Consider the following 18,750-nt stretch of genomic DNA (forward strand, 5'->3'; position numbering starts at 1 on the left):
CCGGTCATGCCCGCTCGCGGCGCACGGCGACACCCTCGCCCCGGTACTCGCTGTAGGTGTAGGGGTTGGGGATCAACTCGGTCTCCGGAATCTCCGGCCGCATGCACTCGGTCCAGGTGTCCTCGCCCAGTTCCGCGCGGGTGAACTCCACGGTGCGCTCCACCTCGGCGCGCGCGGCGGCGAGGTCGATGCCGAGCAGTTGGTGCTCGTGCTTGACCACCCGGCCGTTGACGAGCACCGTGTGCACGTCGCCCCTGCCCGCCTGGAACACCACGTGCCCGTAGGGGTGCAGGATCGGGAACATCACCGGCGAGCGGTCGTTCTTGACGAGCACGACGTCGGCCTTCTTGCCGGGGGTGAGCGAGCCGATCACGTCCTGCAGGCCGAGTGTCCTCGCCCCGCCCATGGTGGCCCACTCCACGACGTGCTCGGCGCGCAACCTGTTGTGTACCACGGTCTCGTTGGCGGCCTGCGCCTCGAGGTGCTCGCGGGAACGGTCGGCCGACAGCGTCGCCCGCATGGCCGAGAACAGGTCGGCGCTCCACCACACGCTGGTGTCCATCGACAGCGAAACCGGGATGCCGTGCCTGCGCAGCCGCCAGCTCGGCGGGTAGCCCTGCCCCGCGCTCTGCTCGCTCTCGGTCGCCACGGAAGCCGCGCCGCCGGAGGCCGCGATGCGCTGGTAGGAGTCCTCACTGAGGCAGCAGGAGTGCACGTAGGTGACGCGCGGGTTCATGAAGCCGTGTTCCCACATCAGCTCGATGCCGCTGTCGCCGGTGGCGCCCCACACTCCCGCGTGCGTGGTCACCGGCAGGTCCAGCTCGGCGGCGGCTTCGAACGCCTTCTTCTCCGGGAATGCGGCGTCGCCGGTGACGTCGAAGGCCAGTTGCAGGCCGAGCATGTCGTCGCGGGAGGTGAAGTTGCGGTCGACGAAGGCCCGGAAGTCGGGGGAGTTCGTCCACTCCCACGGGGCGCCGAGCAGGTTGCCGTAGGCCAGCACGAACCGGCCGGGCACCGCGCGCAGCGCCTCCACCGCGGCGTCGCCGTGCTCGGGGGTCCACAGCCCGTGCGACCAGTCCAGCGTGGTGGTGACTCCGGCGTCGACGGCCTCGATCGCGGAAAGCAGGTTGCCCGCGTGGATGTCCTCGGGGCGGAAGATCTTGCCCCAGTTCAGGTAGTAGAACACGAAGTACTGCGACAGCGTCCAGTCCGCGCCGAAGCCACGCAACGCGGTCTGCCACATGTGCCGGTGGGTGTCCACCATGCCGGGCATGAGGATGCCGCCGGAGCAGTCGATCACCTCGGCGTCGTCCGGTGCGGGCAACTCGCGCCCGACCGATTCGATCCGCTCACCCCTGACGAGCACGTCGCCGCCGTCGAGGACACCGATCGCCGGGTCCATCGACAGCACTGTGGCGTTGCGGAACAGGATGGGGCGGCCGTGCGCGAACCGCTCCGGCAGCGGTGTGGTGGTCATGTCTTCACCTCGTTGTGATCGGTTCCGCGCGACCGCACGACGCGGGCGCGCATGGTCAGCGGCACGGTGGCGGCGGCAAGGCCGACCAGCAGCGCGGCCAGGCCCCACACGTAGGAGGGCAGCTCCCACGGCCGCGACAGCCCGAGTGCGGCGTCCAGCGAAAGTGCACCGGGCCCCGAGAACGCCAGCACAGCGGCGAGTGCGCCGTAGGTGAACGGCACCTCGCAGCCACCCTGCTGTGCCCAGAACCCGTTGGGAGCCGTGGCCGCGGCGGCGACGGCCATGGTGCCGATCACCACGGCACTGCCCGCGGGGGTGAGCAGCCCGGCCGCGATCGAACCCGCGCCCGCGAGTTCGGCGACCGCGGCCACCAGCACCATGCGCCTGCCCGGCACGAAGCCCCACTTCTCGAACACGGCGGCGGTGCCCTCGCGACCCGCGCCGCCGAACCAGCCGAACAGTTTCTGCGTGCTGTGCCCGAACAGCAGCGCGGCGAGCAGCAGCCGAAGCAGCAACAGCGCCAGGTCCATCAGGTGCTCACCTCGCCATCGAGGACGAAGTCGAACTCGGCGTGCAGGTAGGGCACGTCGATGCTGCCGCCGTCGGGTGTTTCGCCGGGCTGCTTCTCCACGAACGGCACCACCAGCGCGTCCTTGGTGCCGAACACGACATCGGTGTCGAGGTAGTCGGCGCCCTGCTGGAACAGGTGGGTGATGAGCCTGGCGTAGCCGGGTTCGTCGATGAGGAAGTGCACGTGGGCGGGGCGGAAGTGGCTGATCTCGGTCGTGCCGATCAGTTCGCCGACCGGGCCGTCCATGGGGATCGAGTAGCCCAGCGGGGCGATGGTGCGCACGCAGTAGCTGCCGTCGTCGCGGGCGCGGTACTTCGCGCGCAACCTCGCCTCGTCGACCTCGGGCAGCTGGGCCTCGTAGGTGCCCTCGGCGTCGGCCTGCCACACGTCGAGCACGGCGCCGGGTACGGGCTTGCCGTCGGTGCCGGTGACGGTGCCGGTGATGAACAGCGGGGTTCCCGGCAGGCCGTCGGACATGTCCTGGCCGAACTCCGCCTCCGGTGAGCCTTCGATGTGGAACGGGCCGAGCACGGTGGCGGGCGTCGCCTGCTCGGAGAAGCGGTTGTTGAGCTGCACCACCAGTGTGCTCAGCCCGAGCACGTCGGAGCAGAGGATGAACTCCTGCCGCTTGTCGTCGCTGATCCGTCCGGTGGCGGCCAGCCATTCCATCGCCGCGGCCCATTCCTGTTCGGTGAGTCCCACCTCCCGCGCGAACTCGTGCACGTGCCGCACCAGCGCGGTCATCAGTTCGGCGAGGCGATCGGGGTGCGCGGTGGCCCAGCGCCGCACCGCGAGGTCGGTGATGTTGTCCTCGTTGACGAAAGCCATCGGTCTTCCTCTGTCCCAGATGTGTCGGACACTAGTCCGTGTGACGGACATTGTTGCCACAGTCCCGGGGCGCGGGCAACCCCCCGCCGGTTGACACACCCTCATCTCGCCGCGCACCATGATGCGGACAGAGGTCCGGCATACGGACATGCGTTGGACCAGTCGGAATCAGTCGACAGCGAGAGGCTCAGCTTTCAGATGACCGCCACACCCGGTGCGCCAAGCCCGCTACAAGGACTGCTGATCGCCGACTTCTCCCGGGTGCTCGCCGGGCCCTACGCCACCATGCTGCTCGGTGACCTCGGCGCGGAGGTGATCAAGGTGGAGTCGCCGGGCGGTGACGACACCCGCACCTGGGTGCCTCCGGAGCGCGACGGCGTCTCGACCTACTACCTCGGCATCAACCGCAACAAGCGCTCGATCGCGCTCGACTTCACCGACGAGGGCGACCTCGCGACGGCTCGGCGACTCGCGGCCCGCGCCGACATCGTGATCGAGAACTTCAAACCGGGCGGGCTGGCCCGCTTCGGGCTGGACTACGACACCGTCAGCGCCGACAACCCCGGGGTGATCTACGCGTCCATCAGCGGCTTCGGCACCGCGGGTGGAGCGTCGCTGCCCGGCTACGACCTGCTCGTGCAGGCCGCGTCGGGCCTGATGAGCCTCACCGGCGACCCCGAAGGGCCGCCCTACCGTGCTGGGATCTCGGTGTTCGACGTGATGACGGGCATGCACGCCGCCATCGGCATCCTCACCGCGCTGCACCACCGCGCCGCCACCGGCGCGGGCCAGCACGTGGAGGTCAACCTGCTGTCCTCGGCGCTGTCCGGACTGGTGAACCACACCTCCGCCTACGTGGCGGGCGATGTGGTCCCACACCGGATGGGCAACGCGCACCCCAGCCTGTTCCCGTACGAGCCGCTGCCCACCGCGGACAAGGACCTCATCGTCATCGCGGGCAACAACGGGCAGTTCCGCAGGCTGTGCGCCGAACTCGGACTGGACGGGCTGCCCGAGGACGCGCGGTTCGCCACCAACGAGGACCGCACCCGTAACCGTGATGAGCTTCGCCCGTTGCTGGTGGAGAAGCTGCGGCAGTGCGGCGCCGACGAGTGGTTCAAGCGGCTGTCGGCCGCTGGTGTGCCGTGCGGGCCCATCAACCATGTCGACGGCGGCGTCGCCCTCGCGCGGGAGCTGGGGCTCGACCCGGTGGTCGAGGTGGGCGACGGTGAGCGTGCCGTGCCGGTGATCCGCAACCCCATCACGTTCAGCGCTCTGGCGACCAGACACCAGCTCGCGCCGCCCGCGCTGAACGAACACGGCGACGAGATCCGTGCCTGGCTGAGTGAGCCGGTCGCGGGCGAGGAGGAGACAGGCAGATGAGCACACCGGACGAGGGCTATCCCACCTCGCTGGGCACTTCCGACGCCGACACGATCACCCTGCTTGGCCACGACCTCGCGGGCGAGTTGATGGGCAAGGTCGGCTTCGGTGAGCTGGCGTTCTGGCTCGTCGCGGGGCGCAGGCCGGGGCCGGGCGAGGTGCGGGTGTTCGAGACGGTGCTGGTGGCGCTGGCCGACCACGGCTTCACCCCCACAGCCATCGCCGCCAGGTTGACGCTGCTGTCGGCGCCGGAGTCCATCCAGGGTGCGCTCGCGGCAGGCCTGCTCGGCGGCGGCTCGCGGTTCCTCGGCGTCACCGAGGACACCGGCAAGTTCCTCGCCGAGGTACTGCAGCAGGCGGGCGAGCCGCTGCCCGACACCGACGCCGGATGGGACGACCTCGCGCGGCAGGCGGTGCGGCAGCGCAGGCAGGATCGTCAGCTCGTTCCAGGGCTGGGGCACCCGGTGCACAAGCGGGCCGACCCCCGCACGCCGGTCATCATGAGCATCGCGAGGCAGGAGGGCTGCTACGGCCCGCACCTGGCACTGTTCGAGGCCGTCGGCCGCGTGGCTCCCGACATCCTCGGCAGGGACCTGCCGCTCAACGGGGCCGGTGTTTGCGGTGCCGCGCTGGCCGACCTGGGTCTGCCGGCGGAACTGCTGCGCGGCTTCGCCCTGCTGGCCCGCGCGGCAGGGCTGCTCGGTCAACTGGCCGAGGAACGGCGCAACCCGATAGCGAACGACATCTACCTCGCCGTGGACCGCAACGCCCGCTACGAACCCTGATCGCCGCTCAGCACGAGGGCTGCACCGCGTTCTCCGGGTCCAGCGCGTTCAGCGTCAGTCGCATCGCCGCCTCGTTGTAGGAGATGCCGACGTGCTCGGTGAAGTCGGCCGGGCAGAAGTCCTGCAGCAGCAGGTTGTCCACGTTCGGCGCCTGCTCGAGGAACGAGGACGTGTAAGGCGTCACCACCTCGTCGTAGCGGGTGGCGATCACCGTGTAGTCGACGGCCGGGTCGGTTTCGCCGCCGGAGTTCAGTTCGGTGACGAAGTCCGAGCCCGCGACCTGCTGCCTGCACGCGGCGCAGAAGAGGTCCACCAGGTCCGGCGGGAACAGTGCCAGCAGGTTCGCCAGCCCGAACAGCGTCGTTCCGTGGTTGGAAGGGGTGAGCGCGATCAGTTTGTCCACTCGCGACGAACCGTCGAGGTGCTTGAGGTAGTACCTCGGCATCATCCCGCCCTGTGAGTGCCCGACGAGATCGACCCGCCCCGCTCCGGTGGCCGCCAGCACCTCGGAGACGAACGCGGCCAGTTCTTGGGCCGACGTGGCGATGTCGCCGGTGCCCTGGATGGGGTTACCTTCCGCGCCGCCGTAGTTGAGCGCGAACACGCAGTACCCCTGCTCGGCCAGCAGCGGTGACAGCGCGGCCCAGTTGTCGTAGCGGTTCTCGAACGTGCCGTGCACCAGCACCACCGGGTTGGGGTGCTGCTGGCTCGGTTCGCACGAGAAGTCGTTGGCACCCGGCGGGATCGCGTCCGGATGCGCCAGCGAGTAGGCCAGCGCCGCGGCGAAGTAGCGCTGCGGTGGCCCGGTCTCCGCTGCCGCCGCCGGTGCGGTGGTCGGGACCAGTGCCGTGGCAGTGGCAAGCAGCAGCACCAGCAGTCTCCGCATCGAGCAGCCCCAATCCTCGGCGAGCGTTCGTATGAGGCTGGCCCGGCCGCAGAAGGTGATCAATACTCCATGCGGGTGGGCTGGTGTCGCCGAACTGCGCCGTGACTACGCGTTCACCTCGGTCAGCTTTCCGGTCGCCACGTCGAACACGAAGCCGCGCACGGACTCCTTCCTCGGGATGAAGGGACTGTTCTTGATGCGGGCCATCGACTGGCGCATGTCGGTCTCCACGTCGTCGAACGCCTCGGCCGCCCACGACGGTTTGATGCCGACCTCGTCCTGGATCGACCGCTTGAACTCGTCGTCGGTGAAGGTCAGCATGCCGCAGTCGGTGTGGTGGATGAGGATGATCTCCTCGGTGCCCAGCAGCCGCTGGCTGATGGCCAGCGACCGGATCTCGTCCTCGGTGACGACCCCACCGGCGTTGCGGATCACGTGGGCCTCACCCTCGGCGAGGCCGAGTGCACCGTAGACGTTGAGGCGGGCATCCATGCACGCCACGATCGCGACGCGCTTGCTAGGCGGCAGCGGAAGCGGGCCGGAGAACGTCCGCGCGTAGTCGGAGTTGTTGGCGAGCAGTTCATCGGTGACGGACATCGCAGGGACCTCCCTGTGCTGAAGTGTTAGGCACGCCCAAACCAACACGTGGGTGCCACCCCGGCAACTCGGTCCAGATGGCGGGAGATGCTGTCGTGGATGTCCGTCGTTTTCCGGTCGCGAATGCGCTCGGCGGGGCTCGTACCAGCCCTGGAGCAGGCGAAAGGAGGTCGCGGCCTTGACCGCACCAGACGCGCCCACGGATGAAGAACTCGACAACTCGTGAAGGCAGCGACCCGGGTCCGGTGGTTCGTTCGCCATCGGACGACGACCGTGCCATGGACCTTGGTGCCATGAGTACCGCCCGCTTCATCGCCGCTGCTCGGGACGACGTCCCTCGCCTCGTCGCCGAAGTAGGGCGGCTAAGCTGCCAGTCGGAAGCGACCACTCCGATGGACGAGCGAGAAGCGAACTGCGCCACGACTACTGACAATCGCTCCTTGCGACGGCATTGGCGGATGCTCCATCTCGTCTTGTCGGCGCCGGTCAGCCGCGCCGCCGAGGTACGGTGGCCGGGACAGGCGCGAAGCAGCTACCTCATCCGTGTCAGTCGCGCATGAGGTAGGCGAGCACTTCTTTCTCCCTGTCCACGAAGCGCTCACCGGAGACATCCACGGCCACGGCTTCGATGCGCCCGCCGGTGAAGGCGAACGGCGGCCTGTAGTCGGGGGAGACCGGGGAGCCACTGTCGCGGCCGACGCTGAGCCCCTCGCTGAGCGAGAACGGGCCCGGCTGGGTCCTCAGTTCGATGCCGCCGACGCGGTCGGTGTCGAGGTACAGCGTGAGGGTACCGAGTGCGCTGCCGGTGGGGTCGCCGCCCGTGCGTTCGAATCCGGCGGTGAACAGGTGCCTGCCGGTGCCGAACTCGACCTCCGAGGACACCCGCTGGATGTCCTCGCCCAGCCAGTTGTAGACGAAATGGAACCGCCGGTCGCGCAGGAAGAGTGCGAGCCCACCACCGACACCGCCGAACGCGAACAGCACGCCCTCGGCGTCGGGCGTGTCTACCACCACCCCGGCGGCGATGCCGAACGAGCGGCGAATGATGTCAACGGCGGAGCCCTGCGGCACCTCCGAGGTGTCCGGGTAGTAGACGTAGCGGTCGCGGGGCGCGGAAGGTCGCGGGCGAGGGGACAGCCCGATCTCCAGCGCCGTTCGGTCGTCCAGCGGCAGTCCCTTGTAGAGCCCGGCCTGGTAGAACCACAGCCCCTTCAGCCGTTCCAGCACGTCAGGGTGCTCGGCGGCGAGGTCCCGGGTCTGCGTTCGATCGGACGGCAGGTGGTACAACTCCCAGACGTCCTGGTCGAACTTGCCCCAGCCCGACATCGGCGGGTGCAGCGTGTTGGCCAGCCAGCCGTCGTGGTACACCGCCCGCATGCCCAGCATCGAGTAGAACTGGGTGGTGCGGCCAGGGGCGGTGGGGTCGGTGATGGTGTCGGCGAAGCTGCGGCCCTCGATCGGTGCCTGCGGGAACCCCTTCAGTACTTCCGGTGCCTGCACACCGGTGAGCTCGTACAGCGTCGGCACGATGTCGATGGCATGGACGTACTGGTCACGCACCCTGCCGCGGGCGGAGATCCCGCGCGGCCATGAGATGACACAGGTGTCGCAGACCCCGCCCTCGTAGCCGGAGAACCGCTTCCAGTAGGGAAACGGTGTGTCGAACGCCCACGCCCAGCCGGTGTTGTAGTGGTTGTAGGTCGTCGGGCTGCCGAGCTCGTCGATGCGTTTGAGGTTGTCCTCCATGGTGTCGGGGACACCGTTGAGGAACTTGTCCTCGTTCACCGAGCCGTTCGGGCCGCCCTCGGCGCTCGCGCCGTTGTCCGACACCGCGACGATGATCGTGTTGTCCAGTTGTCCGGACTCTTCCAGGTAGTCCAGCACCCGGCCGAGTTGATGATCGGTGTAGGAGACGTAGCCCGCGTACACCTCAGCCATGCGGGCGAACAGCCGTTTCTCGTCGTCACGAAGCGAGTCCCACGGCCGGACGAAATCCATCAGCGGCCAGCGCTGCCCGTCCGGTCCGGTGACGTCCGGCTCGCCGTGCGGGTTGATGGGGGAGAGCTCCACGTCGTCGGGCAGCAGCCCGAGTTCTTTCTGCCTGGCGAGGATCGCGGGCCGGATCGCCTCGTAGCCCTCGTCGAAGTGGCCCCGGTACTTGTCGGCCCAGTCCTTGAAGACGTGGTGCGGGGCGTGGCTGCACCCGGGAGCGAAGTAGGTGAACCACGGCTTGTCGGGGGCCACCATCCTGGAGTCGCGGATGAAGCGGATGCACTTGTCGGCGAGATCCTTGGACAGGTGGTAGCCGTCCTCGGGTTGCGCCGGCTGGTCGACCTGGTGGTTGTCCTCCACCAGGTTCGGATACCACTGGTTGGTCTCCGCGCCGAGGAACCCGTAGAAGCGTTCGAACCCGCGTCCCAACGGCCAGCGCGCCTTCCACGACGAGGCGTCCATCTCGTCGCCCGGGGTGAGGTGCCACTTGCCGAGCGCGTAGGTGTTCCAGCCGCGTTCGCCGAGCACTTCGGCGATGGTGCCGTTCTCGAACGGCAGCCGGGCGGAGGAGCCGGGGAACCCGGTGGAGGCCTCCACGATGCAGGCCATGTTGTTGCTGGTGGCGTTGCGACCGGTGAGCAGGCTCGCCCGGGTGGGTGAACACAGTGCGGTGGTGTGGAAGTTGGAGTACCGGATACCCGCGTCGGCGATCCTGCGCATGGTTGGCGTCTCGATCGGACCACCGTTGACGTCCATCGCGCCGTAGCCGACGTCATCCCACACGACCATCAGCACGTTCGGCGCTTCCGCGGGCGCCTGCGGCTGGAGGAACGGTTTCCAGTCCGGGGCGGAGTCGCGGATGTCGACCTCGACCCTGCCCCGAAACCCCTCGCCAATGGGGTTGCCCATGATGCCTCCTTGCCGCCACGCGACCGCGCCGTTCTGCCCGCTAGAGCGAGTGCCCCGGAGACAGGTTCCTGCCACCACCACTGGCGGCGTTTTCACCCCATCGGGGTCGTGCCAGCCGGTGAATGACCCTCGCCAAATCTCAGGCCAGTTGCCGTGGACCAGGTATGAGGACGGTCATGCAAGTCGCTGCGGCCGGACGATCAACAGCGATCGGATCACCCAACCGCCTGGCGCCCCCAAAGTTATCGACCGCGCCCTCGAAGCAAGGGCGCGTGCGCTTTACTCCTGCGCGGTGGACTCAACTTGTCACGCCCGACTTGACCAGATTGGGACGCTAGCCAACTCATTTGGAAGTCGGTGAGGTCCACCTCGCTACCTGTTTTTGCTCAACTGGTAGACTCGCTGCACACAATGCGGCACAGAAAATTACGATAGTCGTTGCACCGAAGAATGCCCCCAATTCTACTGTTGATTGGCAGAGGAATACGATGACAATGGAAGCCGGCAGCTGATCTTCCGGTGCCTTATGTCTGCCTCTGAATACGATTGTGAGCGCTGAGGCGAGGATCGCCGCTGCCGCGACCGCGGGTAGTATGCCACCGTAAAACATGAGCGCGAGAATGGCATTATGAGGACTGAATCCCATGGTTGGACTCTCCGCGCCAACTGTGCTCGAAAAGCCACTGCCGAATACCGGATCCGCAGTTATCCGTTCGACCGTGTCTTTGTAGATGTCGTACCGGCCAGCAGTGTAATCCACGTTTGTCGCACCGTATGCTGTCTCCGTCATCCCGAGCAGACGTAGTGCGGTTGGTGGCGGTCCGTTCATGGCAGTCCAAATGCCGAAGGCGACAAGTCCGGCAACTACTACCACTAACGCGCGACGTCTGTGGCCGACTAGTAACTGCGCCAGCAAGACTAGGACTACGGCGACAAATCCGGTTCGACCTCCGCTGACCAGTAAAGCTGATAAGAGCGTGAGTCCCTCCGCGGTAAGGAGAATCGACCGCGCGCCCCTCGCATTTCGGTACGCAAAGAACCAGATAGCTAAACCGACTGCGAGTTCGCTTGCGAGCGCAGGTCCACGGTACGATAATCCCTCGTTGCCGTATGGCAGGTCTACTGGCGTTAGGTCGACAACTCCCCAGGAGGCGAGTAGGGCTGCTACGGCGCTCAAGATGATGCCGATGCGATACCCTAACAGCATTGCTTGCAGCCGACCGCGTAAGGCTAGCCCGTAGCCAAGAAGTACGGCTGGAATGGTGGTTAATAGATAGGACAGGGCATCAGTATCCAGGTTGGCAATACTCGCTACGAGTACGCCGTAACCGAGCAGGTACCACGCAGGGTGTATGTAGCGTTGATCCTGCCGAGAAATTGGGAGGACCCGCAATATCAGCAAGCCGGCAAGGAGTGCGCGAGCGCTTGACAAAAAAATTGGTGGGACAATGTCGCTAATTGCGTAAATCGGAATCAAAAGCCCGAAAAGGACCGTAAGCCGGTCAAGCCACCGATCGGTAGAGGGCGAGTTGTTATTCCGGACATCGAAGTTCCTGCCGTTTGAGGCAAGGGAAACATCTTTCGGTCGGAGGCCGGTTTCATGTTTGATGATACCCTGACTCATTCATCCTTCGCCGATCAACCTCGCCTATTGTTTCGAGTCGTTCCGGTCGGCAGTCAATGGGTGCCAGTCAGATTTTCCCTGTCGACCAAGACGTTGAACACACGCGCAACGATCTGTGCAATGACGATCGGTTTTAGCCTAGCTCGCCGTGGTAAGACTTGCTGGTCCATTGTGCCTGATCGCATGTCGCACGTGGTGGTGAACCTGAAGCAACTCGACAGCCTGTCCGGTCGGTAGGGCGGGCGTAGTCGTCACCGGATCGGTAGGTATTGAGCCCTTTCCAGCGTGGTATGTAAGGTCGATGGGTGATGTCGAGGTGGGTGAAGCCTCGTAGATGGGCGAACTTCCTAGATCAACTCGCCCCACCAAGAGCTTCGGGTGTTTGTTCACCCGATCTCGGTACCGGTTTCCAACTGTCCCTTGCAGGTGATGGCTGGCCCGCTGCTACTTCGACGGATGGTGGTGGGGAGCCGGTGGCGACGACCTGCGGTCGGTGAGCAGGCGTTGCTGGTACTGGTGCCCACTAACACGGGTGAGACCTACACCGCCCTGGCCGGCGGATTCGGCTTCAGCACGACGACGGTGGTTCGCGATTCCGGATACCAGGGTGGTGGCATCTGACATCGGCTGCTGCCCACGCTCGGGCAGATCGACAATGGCCAGCCGGTCGTGACCGAGTACACCGGTCGCCGTCGTCGCGTCCCAACTGACCGATCGCCCGCCGTCCGGGCCACGGTGGGCGAGCACCTGCGCGCTGTTGGGCAGGTCTCGCCGGTCTCCGGTGTGGGCGACCCCGGCTATTCCACACACGCGTGGCTCCTCCTTCCGCCTTGCGGTAGCGGTCTCATCAATGCGCGTCCTGAATGGAGCGGAACGCGGCGAGGGTGGCGCTGGTGGACAGCAGCAGCTGCTCGGTGACGGCCGGGGTGTTGCTTCCTTGCACGGCCGCGTGGAACGTGCTTACCGCAGCGTTGTGCCCCTTGTCCTGCGTGCTCCACGAACGCCTGCGCCCGTCGAGGACAATCCTGCGGTAGTCCTCGATGACGGCGTGCCGATCGCCTGCCAGCACCTCCACCCGTTCCTTGCCCGCACCGGCGGGGGAGGAGGCGCAGTAGGTGACAGTGGACACCGAGCCGTTCCGGTGCCGGATCAGCAGCCCGACGTCATCGGCCAGGCCGAGTTCCCCGGTGCTCCCGGCGACCGCGGACACGACCTCCGGCGCGGAGCCGGTGAGGGCGCAGCAGCTGTCCACGAAATGGCACATCTCGCCGCGAAGCCGGCCACCCTGGCGGCGGTCGTGGTACCAGTGCTCGCCGGGAAGCTCACCGGCCGCGACACGGTAGACCACCGTGCGGGGAGAGGCCTCGCCGAGGTGATCCGTGACCGCCGTCAGCGCGGGGGACCAGCGCCGGTTGTATCCGATGAAGAGGACGCCCGGCGACTGCCCGGCCAGCCTTGTCAGTTCCTCGGCTTCGTCCACGGTCAGCGCCGGTGGCTTCTCACACCACACGTGCTTGCCCGCTCGCAGCGCGCGCAGCACCAGCTCCGCGTGAGTGTCGTGCGGCGTGGCGATCACCACGACATCGACGGCCGGGTCGTCGATCACCTCGCCCGGTTCCGAAACGGCCTGCTCGAATCCGAACCGTTCGGCCACCTTGCGTGCCGAAAGGCCCTGTGCGGAGGCCACGGACACGAACCGCTGGAAGCCGGCCTGCCGGAAAGCGGGCAGCAACACACTCGTGGAGAACGAGCCCGCACCCAGCCAACCGACACCGGAGCAGGAGCGGGTGCTCGGCTTTCGCAACCGCACCGGCCCCTGCTCGACCCGGTCTTCAGGGTACCGAAGCTGCACGGCCAGGTATGGCTCGCTGCCGCTGTCGATGAGCTCGTAGGCCTTGCCCGCCTGCCCGATGTCGAATCGGTGTGTCACCAGATCGTCCACTGTGATCCGCCGGGAGGCGAGCAGATCCAGCACGGCCTCGAGGTTACGGCCCTCGGTCCAGCGAACGTGCCCCGCCGGGAAGTCGACGCCGTACTCCTCGTAGGAGCGCTCGTAGCGGCCGGGACCGTAGGAACGCGCGAACCGCACGGACAGCTCGCGCTCGTAGAACGGCTTTCGTGCGATGTCGAGGCCGACGTCCCCGACGACGACCACGGCAGCACGGTCACGGCACAGCGCGGGTGTGCGGTTGACGGCTTCGGACGACGCGCCCGAGGCGCACAGCAGCACCGCGTCCGCGCCCCTGCCCCGGGTCCAGGTGAGCACCGCGTCTGTCGTTTCCTCACCCTCCTCGCGCAGACCGTACACACCGGACGCTCGTGCCGTGGCGAGCGGCCGCTCGGCGACGTCGATGCCCGCGACCTCACATCCGCTGGCGAACAGCAGCCGCGCCGCCAGCTGGCCCACCAGCCCGAGCCCGACCACGACGACCTTCGATCCCGGGCCGACGTCGGCCAGCCGCACACCGTGCAGCGCGATGGAGCCCAGCGTCGCGAAGGCCGCGTCCTGCGCCGAAACGCCTTCCGGAACCGGCGTGCACAGCAAACCAGGCACAGCCTGGAACTCCGCGTGGTTGGCCCGGCCCGCACCGCCGGTGGCCACCAGCATCCCCGGTCGGATACCGCTGACGGCCTCACCGACCTCAAGCGCGATCCCGGCCGCCGAGTAGCCGAGCGGGGTGTCGGAGTCGAGCCTGCTGACCACGGCCTTGGCCGCGCTGGAGACGCCGTTGCTGCGTGCCTTGGCGACCACCTGCCGCACCAGGTCTGGGCGCGCCTTGGCCTTGCCGAGCAGTGATGAGCGCGCCAGTGATGTCACGGCCTTCTCAGTGCCGGGGCTTATGACACTGGAAAGTGTCCTCACCAGCACCTCCGTGGCGCCGATCGTCGGCCGGGGCACGTCGAGGACGCGGACCGGTCCTCCCCGCAGGGGTTGCACGACCTGCTTCACTGCGCACCTTTCCTCTCGCTCGTCGAATACCGGAACTCCTCACCCCAGGGCAGCTGCGCGGTCGTTTCCCGGATCAGCACCTTGCCCTGTTCGATTCGTTCCCAGCCGGTGGCGAGGCCGGCGGGTTCGATGCGCCAGCCGCCGCCGAAGCGATCCGCCTGCTCGGGGGGCACCTCGGGGGACAGGAACACGCGAGAAACCAGGCGGTGCCTTCCGTGACCACGCGCCTCGTCGCAGACCCGCAACTCGCTGTCCGAAAGGCGCCAGGTTCGCCGGTGCACCGGCGAACCTGCAAGGTGGCGGTAGCCGTCGTGCTCGGCCGTCAGTACCAGCTCGCCGCCCCGGTCGGCGCCGCCGGTGCTGTCGACGACGTGTACGCCTGCGCGGCGGCCCGCGCGGAACGCTCCCCACACCTCCGTGGAATCCGTGCCGTCGATCTCCACGGTGCTGTGGCCACCGGTCGACCGTTCGAAGTGCCGCCGCGCACATGCGTCATATGTGGACGTTCCCGCCTCCGTCACCACCCGCCGAGTCCCGTCGTAGAACAGGAAGGACAGCGTGTCGGCGTGTGCGTGTGCGGGCAGTCCACGGGGACATGGTTCACCGACGTCGGCTGTGACGAACAGTTCACCCGTTCTGAGCACCGCGAGGCCGCTGTCGGGCAACAGGGTGATCCCGTCAGCGGCGGGTGGTCCCGGTCGCAGCTCGCCGACGAGCTCGTCGGGAACCGGGTATCCGTCGTTGAACAGCGGCACGGTGCCGTCCGGCAGCATCACCAGGCCCAGGAAGCGACGCATGCGGGTGATCGCCGTGGTGAGCCATTCCGGCGAGTGGCCGCGTACCGCCTCGAGCAGCTCCGCGATGTCGATCAGGTCGGTGAGCACCTGGCAGTGGTATGCGGGCGCTCGCTCGAAATGCCCGCCGTCAGGCAGGATCTGGCGGCTCGTCTCCCGCGCCAGCGCGCGCAGTGTCCGGTCCAGCAATCGCTGCTGCCCGAAGAAGATGGCGAGGCCGAGCAACGCCTTGAGATTCTTCACCAGGTGGTTGCCGCCGACATCGCGCTCGATGTGCGGTCGCAGGAAACGCAGATGCAACCACAGCGCGTCCAGGAACCTGCCTTCGTGAGACTCTCCGGCGATGAGGTGGCGGTAGAGACCGCACCACGACCACGCGCGCAGCGAAGCCACGTACGGAGCCCACTCGTCGTACCGGCCGAACACAGTTGCCTGCTGCCACGAGCGCCACCACCCTGCGAACACCGCACGTGCCGTGTCCTGATCTTCTTGCAGCGCAAGCGTCCACGCCCAGTCCCAGTAGTGCAGGTGGTATCGCCACAGCTGGGGCTCGTGCAACTGCCTCCAGTCGGCGGGGTCGCCGAGCTTGCCGGTGTGGCCGAGCAAGGTGATCACCCCGTCGTGGAGCTCATCGAAGGAGGGCCACCGCGTCGGCGTGCGCGCGTCCACGGGGGTGAAGCACGATGGCCAGCCGACGACGGCTGGACGGGGTGTTTCAAGCAGCCGGCGACCGGCATCCGGCCATCGCCGCAGGGCCGCCCGTTGTGTCCGCAGCCGAACCCGGTGTGCCACCTGCTCCGGCCGCAGCCGGAACACGGTGCGGGCCAACCTTCCCATCGCGTGCGGGTTCACCTGCGGTTCGCCTGTTCGGTCACGCCCGTGCGGAAGCTGCGGGGGCAGAAGCCGAGGTCACGCGCGGCCGCCTCGATCGAGAACGCCTTGTCCTCGGCGAGTCGCCGTAGCTGTTCGGCTTTCAGCTTCGGCCGCCGCGCGAGCCGCTCGTACAGCGACAGCATCCGGATCGCGGGCCGGAGCGGGACCGGCACCAGGCGGGCCCGACTTCCGGTGGCGCGTATCGCCTCAGCCAGCAACTCGGCGAGCGGCATCGGTTCAGGACCGGCCACATCGTAGGTGCGCCCCGAAGCGGCGGGGGACTCCACCGCGGTCAGCACGGCCGCCGCCAGGTCGTCCACATGCACCGGTTGCAGTAGCCGGTTACCGCCGCCGGGAACCGGCAGGATCGGCGTTCGACGCAACGCCGAAAGCAACCGGGCGATGTTCCGGTCGCCGGGTGCACCGTAGATCATCGTCGGCCGGATGATCGTCCAGTCCAGAGCGCTCGCCCGCACCGTCTCCTCCGCCTCGAGTCGCACCCGCTTCGAGGCTGCCGCGATGGTGGTGGTCACGGCGGTCGTCGAGACAAACACCGCCCGTTTGAGGCCGGCCTCCTCGGCGGCGGAGACGATCACGGGCGCGTGCCCGAAGCCCAGTGATGCCAGGTTGACGAGTGCGTCAGCGCCCGCGTCGGTGAAGGCCGCGTCCGTGGCGGCGGGATCGTCGAGGTCACCGGCGATGGGTGTCGCCCCGAGTTCGGCGACCACTCGCGCCGCCCTGGAACTTCGCGCGATGGCGACGACCTGGTGGCCGCGCTCGATCGCCTGCGGCAGCAGGTGGCGGCCAAGGAACCCACTACCTCCGGTGACGAGGACTTTCAACGGGACCTCCTGGTGAATCGAATACGGTTCGGCAGCGCCGCGCCAGCTCCGTCCTGTCGAAGTTCTGCTCCACGAAGCGGCGGCCTTCCTTGCCCATGTCGGCGCGACGCACCGGGTCCCTTGCCAGCGCGGCGATCTCCTCTGCCAGCCGCCGCGAGTCCTCCGGTGGGACGACGACGGCGCCCGCGGCACGCAGGATCTCGGCGGGCTCCCCCCGCACCGCGCCGACTACGGCCTTCTCCGCGGCGAGATACTCGAAGATCTTCGAGGGGATGAAGGTGGAGAACAGCGGAACGTCACGCAGCGAGACCACGCAGATGTCGGCCGCGGCCAGCACCTGCGGAACCTGGTCCCTTGCCACACCGCCCGGCACGCGGACGTTCGGCAGCCCGAGGTCACGTACCTGCTCGGTGATCTGCCGCTTCTGGGCGCCTTCACCGACGAGCGCGAAGCGCACCGGCTGGTCGGTGAGCAGCGCGGCGGCGTCGACCACCTTGTCCAGCGCATGGGAGATGCCGAGCGCACCGGCATAGACCACGAGACATTCGCCAGGGTCGGCCCCGAGCCGCTGCCGGACCGCCGGGTTGGGAGTGGTGTCGCCACCGAAGCGATCGGTGTCGACCCCGTTGCGAATCGTGTGCACCTTCGCGGGGGGAACGCCGCGCTCGACGAGGTTGTGCCGGAATCCCTCGGTCACGACGACGACAGCGCCCGCCGCGTGGTAGGCGGCCAGTTCCAGCCGTTCCAGCGCCTTGATGATCCAGCGATTGGTGAGCACGCCCAGCTCGACGAAGATGGCAGGCCACAGGTCCCGCACCTCGACCACCAGTCGGGCTCGCTTCAACTTGGCCAGCACCCAGGCCGAGCCGATCGCGAAGAACGTCGGTGAGGAGACCATCACAACGTCCGCCTTGCCGCTCGCTCGTGCGCCCAGCAGCACACTGCTCACCATGAAGCTCAAGTGGCCCAGTGTCTTGCGGAGGAATCCCTCGTTGGGAGTTGCGTAGAGCCAGGTGCGCAGTACGGAGTAGCCGTCGCGTTGTTCACGCGCGCGGACGCGGCCCCGATACTCGGGTGGCACCACCCCGGTCGGATGGTTCGGCATCCCGGTGAGGACGGTCACCGTGTCGCCGTCGGCCGCCCAGGTTCGGGCGAACTCCGACAGCCGCGCCTGCGGCGCACCGATCTCCGGTGGGAAGTACTGCGTGACGAGAAGTATCCGCATCACGTGGCTCCTTCGGTCGCTCGTCGTGGCGCAAGCCAGCGCGGTGAGGTCAGGTAGCCGGCGACCACGCCGACGGCGAGCATGTCGGCGAGCAGTCGCAACTGCCAGCTTCCGACCAGGCTGACCGCTCCGAGCAGGCAGAGCACCACGCCGAGTGCGGCGGTGAAGACGGTGACCTGTACGTGAGTCCAGCCGAGATCGCCAAGGCGCTGGTAGACGTGGCTGCGGTGAGGCCGCGTCCACTCCTCCCCGGCTCTGATCCGCCGCTGCAGCGTCCACGTGGTGTCGGCCAGGTACAGCGCCAGCGGCGCGACCGAGGCCTCGACGGGAACGCCGAGCAGCACGGCATAGGCGGCGGACACGGCGAGCCCCGCGCCGATGGCGTAGCTGCCGACATCACCGAGGAAGACCTTGGCACGCACTGCGTTCCACGGCAGGAACGCCAGCCCTCCCGCGGCCAGCGTCGCACCAGCGCCTTGCAGGGACAGGTCCGCGTACCAGAAGCCGACGAACGCGAACGTTGCTCCACCGACGACGGCGTGCGCGCCGGAAATGCCGTTGATGCCGTCCATGAAGTTGAACGCGTTCACGTAGCCGGTGATCCACAGCGCGATCAGCACGACGGCCGCCAGCGGGACGGCCGGTGTGTCGGCGAGGAACAGCAGCGTCGCCACACCCAGGGCGGCGAGCGACTGCAGCAACAGACGCGAGCGCACGGACAGACCTTTGAGGTCCTCGGCGAGTCCGATCGCGGAGAAGCTCGCGACGGCGAACACGAGCGGCAACCAGATGCCATGTGGGATAAGGCTGATTCCGAGCAGCACCCCAAGCACCACGGCGATGCCGCCGCCCCGCAACGTCGGGATGTGATGTGACGAGCGAGTGCCCGGCACGTCGACCGATCCGGCGCGGCGCAGCAGCCGCAGCACCACCGGTTGCGCCAGCGTCGCGGACACCAGGCACAGCAGCGGCCCTAGCACCGCGACGTCCATACCGAGCACGGTGTTCACGCGA

Annotated in this window: 15 protein-coding genes; 2 read left to right on the forward strand and 13 right to left on the reverse strand. The window is 67.7% G+C overall.

What is annotated here, in order from left to right; translation table 11 throughout:
• Positions 1-4: 4 nt before the first annotated feature.
• Genes FHU38_RS08670 through FHU38_RS08680 form a run of 3 tightly spaced genes read right to left on the reverse strand, consistent with a single transcriptional unit; the run spans position 5 to position 2,876 of the window.
• Positions 5-1,477, reverse strand: a complete 1,473-nt coding sequence (locus tag FHU38_RS08670) for an amidohydrolase family protein (protein ID WP_167168706.1) — start codon at positions 1,475-1,477, stop codon at positions 5-7.
• Entirely contained in the window at positions 1,474-2,007 is a 534-nt protein-coding gene (locus FHU38_RS08675) for a DoxX family protein (RefSeq protein WP_009155199.1), read from the reverse strand. The genes FHU38_RS08670 and FHU38_RS08675 overlap by 4 nt, the downstream gene beginning before the upstream one ends.
• Positions 2,007-2,876, reverse strand: coding sequence for a dioxygenase family protein (locus tag FHU38_RS08680; RefSeq protein ID WP_009155198.1), 870 nt, complete (start codon positions 2,874-2,876; stop codon positions 2,007-2,009). The genes FHU38_RS08675 and FHU38_RS08680 overlap by 1 nt, the downstream gene beginning before the upstream one ends.
• Positions 2,877-3,074: 198 nt before the next feature.
• Here FHU38_RS08680 and FHU38_RS08685 point away from each other — a divergent pair, with 198 nt between their 5' ends.
• Together FHU38_RS08685 and FHU38_RS08690 are read left to right on the forward strand one after the other, a co-directional pair.
• Positions 3,075-4,259 carry a CaiB/BaiF CoA transferase family protein gene (locus tag FHU38_RS08685; RefSeq protein ID WP_167168709.1) on the forward strand — a complete coding sequence of 395 codons (1,185 nt, stop codon included), beginning with the start codon at positions 3,075-3,077 and terminating at the stop codon, positions 4,257-4,259.
• Positions 4,256-5,044, forward strand: coding sequence for a citryl-CoA lyase (locus FHU38_RS08690; RefSeq protein ID WP_167168712.1), 789 nt, complete (start codon positions 4,256-4,258; stop codon positions 5,042-5,044). Before FHU38_RS08685 ends, FHU38_RS08690 begins: the two co-directional genes overlap by 4 nt.
• A 7-nt stretch (positions 5,045-5,051) precedes the next feature.
• On the opposite strand, the gene FHU38_RS08695 is transcribed toward FHU38_RS08690, so the two are convergent.
• From FHU38_RS08695 to FHU38_RS08740, 10 genes are all read right to left on the reverse strand, one after another.
• Positions 5,052-5,930, reverse strand: coding sequence for an esterase/lipase family protein (locus FHU38_RS08695; RefSeq protein ID WP_243852216.1), 879 nt, complete (start codon positions 5,928-5,930; stop codon positions 5,052-5,054).
• Between the two features lie 105 nt (positions 5,931-6,035).
• On the reverse strand, positions 6,036-6,527 hold the full coding sequence (locus FHU38_RS08700) for a beta-class carbonic anhydrase (RefSeq protein ID WP_167168717.1): 492 nt from the start codon (positions 6,525-6,527) through the stop codon (positions 6,036-6,038).
• 546 nt (positions 6,528-7,073) lie between these two features.
• Positions 7,074-9,428, reverse strand: a complete 2,355-nt coding sequence (locus tag FHU38_RS08705; RefSeq protein WP_167168719.1) for an arylsulfatase — start codon at positions 9,426-9,428, stop codon at positions 7,074-7,076.
• 343 nt (positions 9,429-9,771) lie between these two features.
• Positions 9,772-11,052, reverse strand: coding sequence for an O-antigen ligase family protein (locus FHU38_RS08710; RefSeq protein ID WP_167168721.1), 1,281 nt, complete (start codon positions 11,050-11,052; stop codon positions 9,772-9,774).
• 444 nt (positions 11,053-11,496) lie between these two features.
• The gene (locus tag FHU38_RS28140) at positions 11,497-11,862 is read right to left on the reverse strand and encodes a hypothetical protein (protein WP_208415604.1); all 366 of its coding nucleotides are present in this window, start codon (positions 11,860-11,862) and stop codon (positions 11,497-11,499) included.
• A 37-nt stretch (positions 11,863-11,899) separates the two neighbouring features.
• Positions 11,900-14,002 carry a bi-domain-containing oxidoreductase gene (locus tag FHU38_RS08720; protein WP_167168723.1) on the reverse strand — a complete coding sequence of 701 codons (2,103 nt, stop codon included), beginning with the start codon at positions 14,000-14,002 and terminating at the stop codon, positions 11,900-11,902.
• On the reverse strand, positions 13,999-15,633 hold the full coding sequence (locus tag FHU38_RS08725) for a heparinase II/III family protein (RefSeq protein WP_167168725.1): 1,635 nt from the start codon (positions 15,631-15,633) through the stop codon (positions 13,999-14,001). Before FHU38_RS08725 ends, FHU38_RS08720 begins: the two co-directional genes overlap by 4 nt.
• An 11-nt stretch (positions 15,634-15,644) precedes the next feature.
• Entirely contained in the window at positions 15,645-16,511 is an 867-nt protein-coding gene (locus tag FHU38_RS08730) for an SDR family NAD(P)-dependent oxidoreductase (RefSeq protein WP_167168727.1), read from the reverse strand.
• On the reverse strand, positions 16,486-17,736 hold the full coding sequence (locus FHU38_RS08735; RefSeq protein WP_167168729.1) for a glycosyltransferase family 4 protein: 1,251 nt from the start codon (positions 17,734-17,736) through the stop codon (positions 16,486-16,488). Before FHU38_RS08735 ends, FHU38_RS08730 begins: the two co-directional genes overlap by 26 nt.
• Positions 17,736-18,746: an MraY family glycosyltransferase gene (locus FHU38_RS08740; protein WP_167168732.1), complete on the reverse strand. Its 1,011-nt coding sequence runs from the start codon at positions 18,744-18,746 to the stop codon at positions 17,736-17,738. Before FHU38_RS08740 ends, FHU38_RS08735 begins: the two co-directional genes overlap by 1 nt.
• Between the last annotated feature and the right edge of the window lie 4 nt (positions 18,747-18,750).

The sequence above is a fragment of the Saccharomonospora amisosensis genome (assembly GCF_011761185.1).
GTDB classification, from domain to species: domain Bacteria; phylum Actinomycetota; class Actinomycetes; order Mycobacteriales; family Pseudonocardiaceae; genus Saccharomonospora_A; species Saccharomonospora_A amisosensis.

What these genes read in the sequence shown, in the direction of transcription:
- FHU38_RS08670 (WP_167168706.1), bottom strand. Translation starts at nt 1,477, where the DNA reads ATGACCACCACACCGCTGCCGGAGCGGTTCGCGCACGGCCGCCCCATC.
- FHU38_RS08675 (WP_009155199.1), bottom strand. Translation starts at nt 2,007, where the DNA reads ATGGACCTGGCGCTGTTGCTGCTTCGGCTGCTGCTCGCCGCGCTGCTG.
- FHU38_RS08680 (WP_009155198.1), bottom strand. Translation starts at nt 2,876, where the DNA reads ATGGCTTTCGTCAACGAGGACAACATCACCGACCTCGCGGTGCGGCGC.
- FHU38_RS08685 (WP_167168709.1), top strand. Translation starts at nt 3,075, where the DNA reads ATGACCGCCACACCCGGTGCGCCAAGCCCGCTACAAGGACTGCTGATC.
- FHU38_RS08690 (WP_167168712.1), top strand. Translation starts at nt 4,256, where the DNA reads ATGAGCACACCGGACGAGGGCTATCCCACCTCGCTGGGCACTTCCGAC.
- FHU38_RS08695 (WP_243852216.1), bottom strand. Translation starts at nt 5,930, where the DNA reads ATGCGGAGACTGCTGGTGCTGCTGCTTGCCACTGCCACGGCACTGGTC.
- FHU38_RS08700 (WP_167168717.1), bottom strand. Translation starts at nt 6,527, where the DNA reads ATGTCCGTCACCGATGAACTGCTCGCCAACAACTCCGACTACGCGCGG.
- FHU38_RS08705 (WP_167168719.1), bottom strand. Translation starts at nt 9,428, where the DNA reads ATGGGCAACCCCATTGGCGAGGGGTTTCGGGGCAGGGTCGAGGTCGAC.
- FHU38_RS08710 (WP_167168721.1), bottom strand. Translation starts at nt 11,052, where the DNA reads ATGAGTCAGGGTATCATCAAACATGAAACCGGCCTCCGACCGAAAGAT.
- FHU38_RS08725 (WP_167168725.1), bottom strand. Translation starts at nt 15,633, where the DNA reads ATGGGAAGGTTGGCCCGCACCGTGTTCCGGCTGCGGCCGGAGCAGGTG.
- FHU38_RS08735 (WP_167168729.1), bottom strand. Translation starts at nt 17,736, where the DNA reads ATGCGGATACTTCTCGTCACGCAGTACTTCCCACCGGAGATCGGTGCG.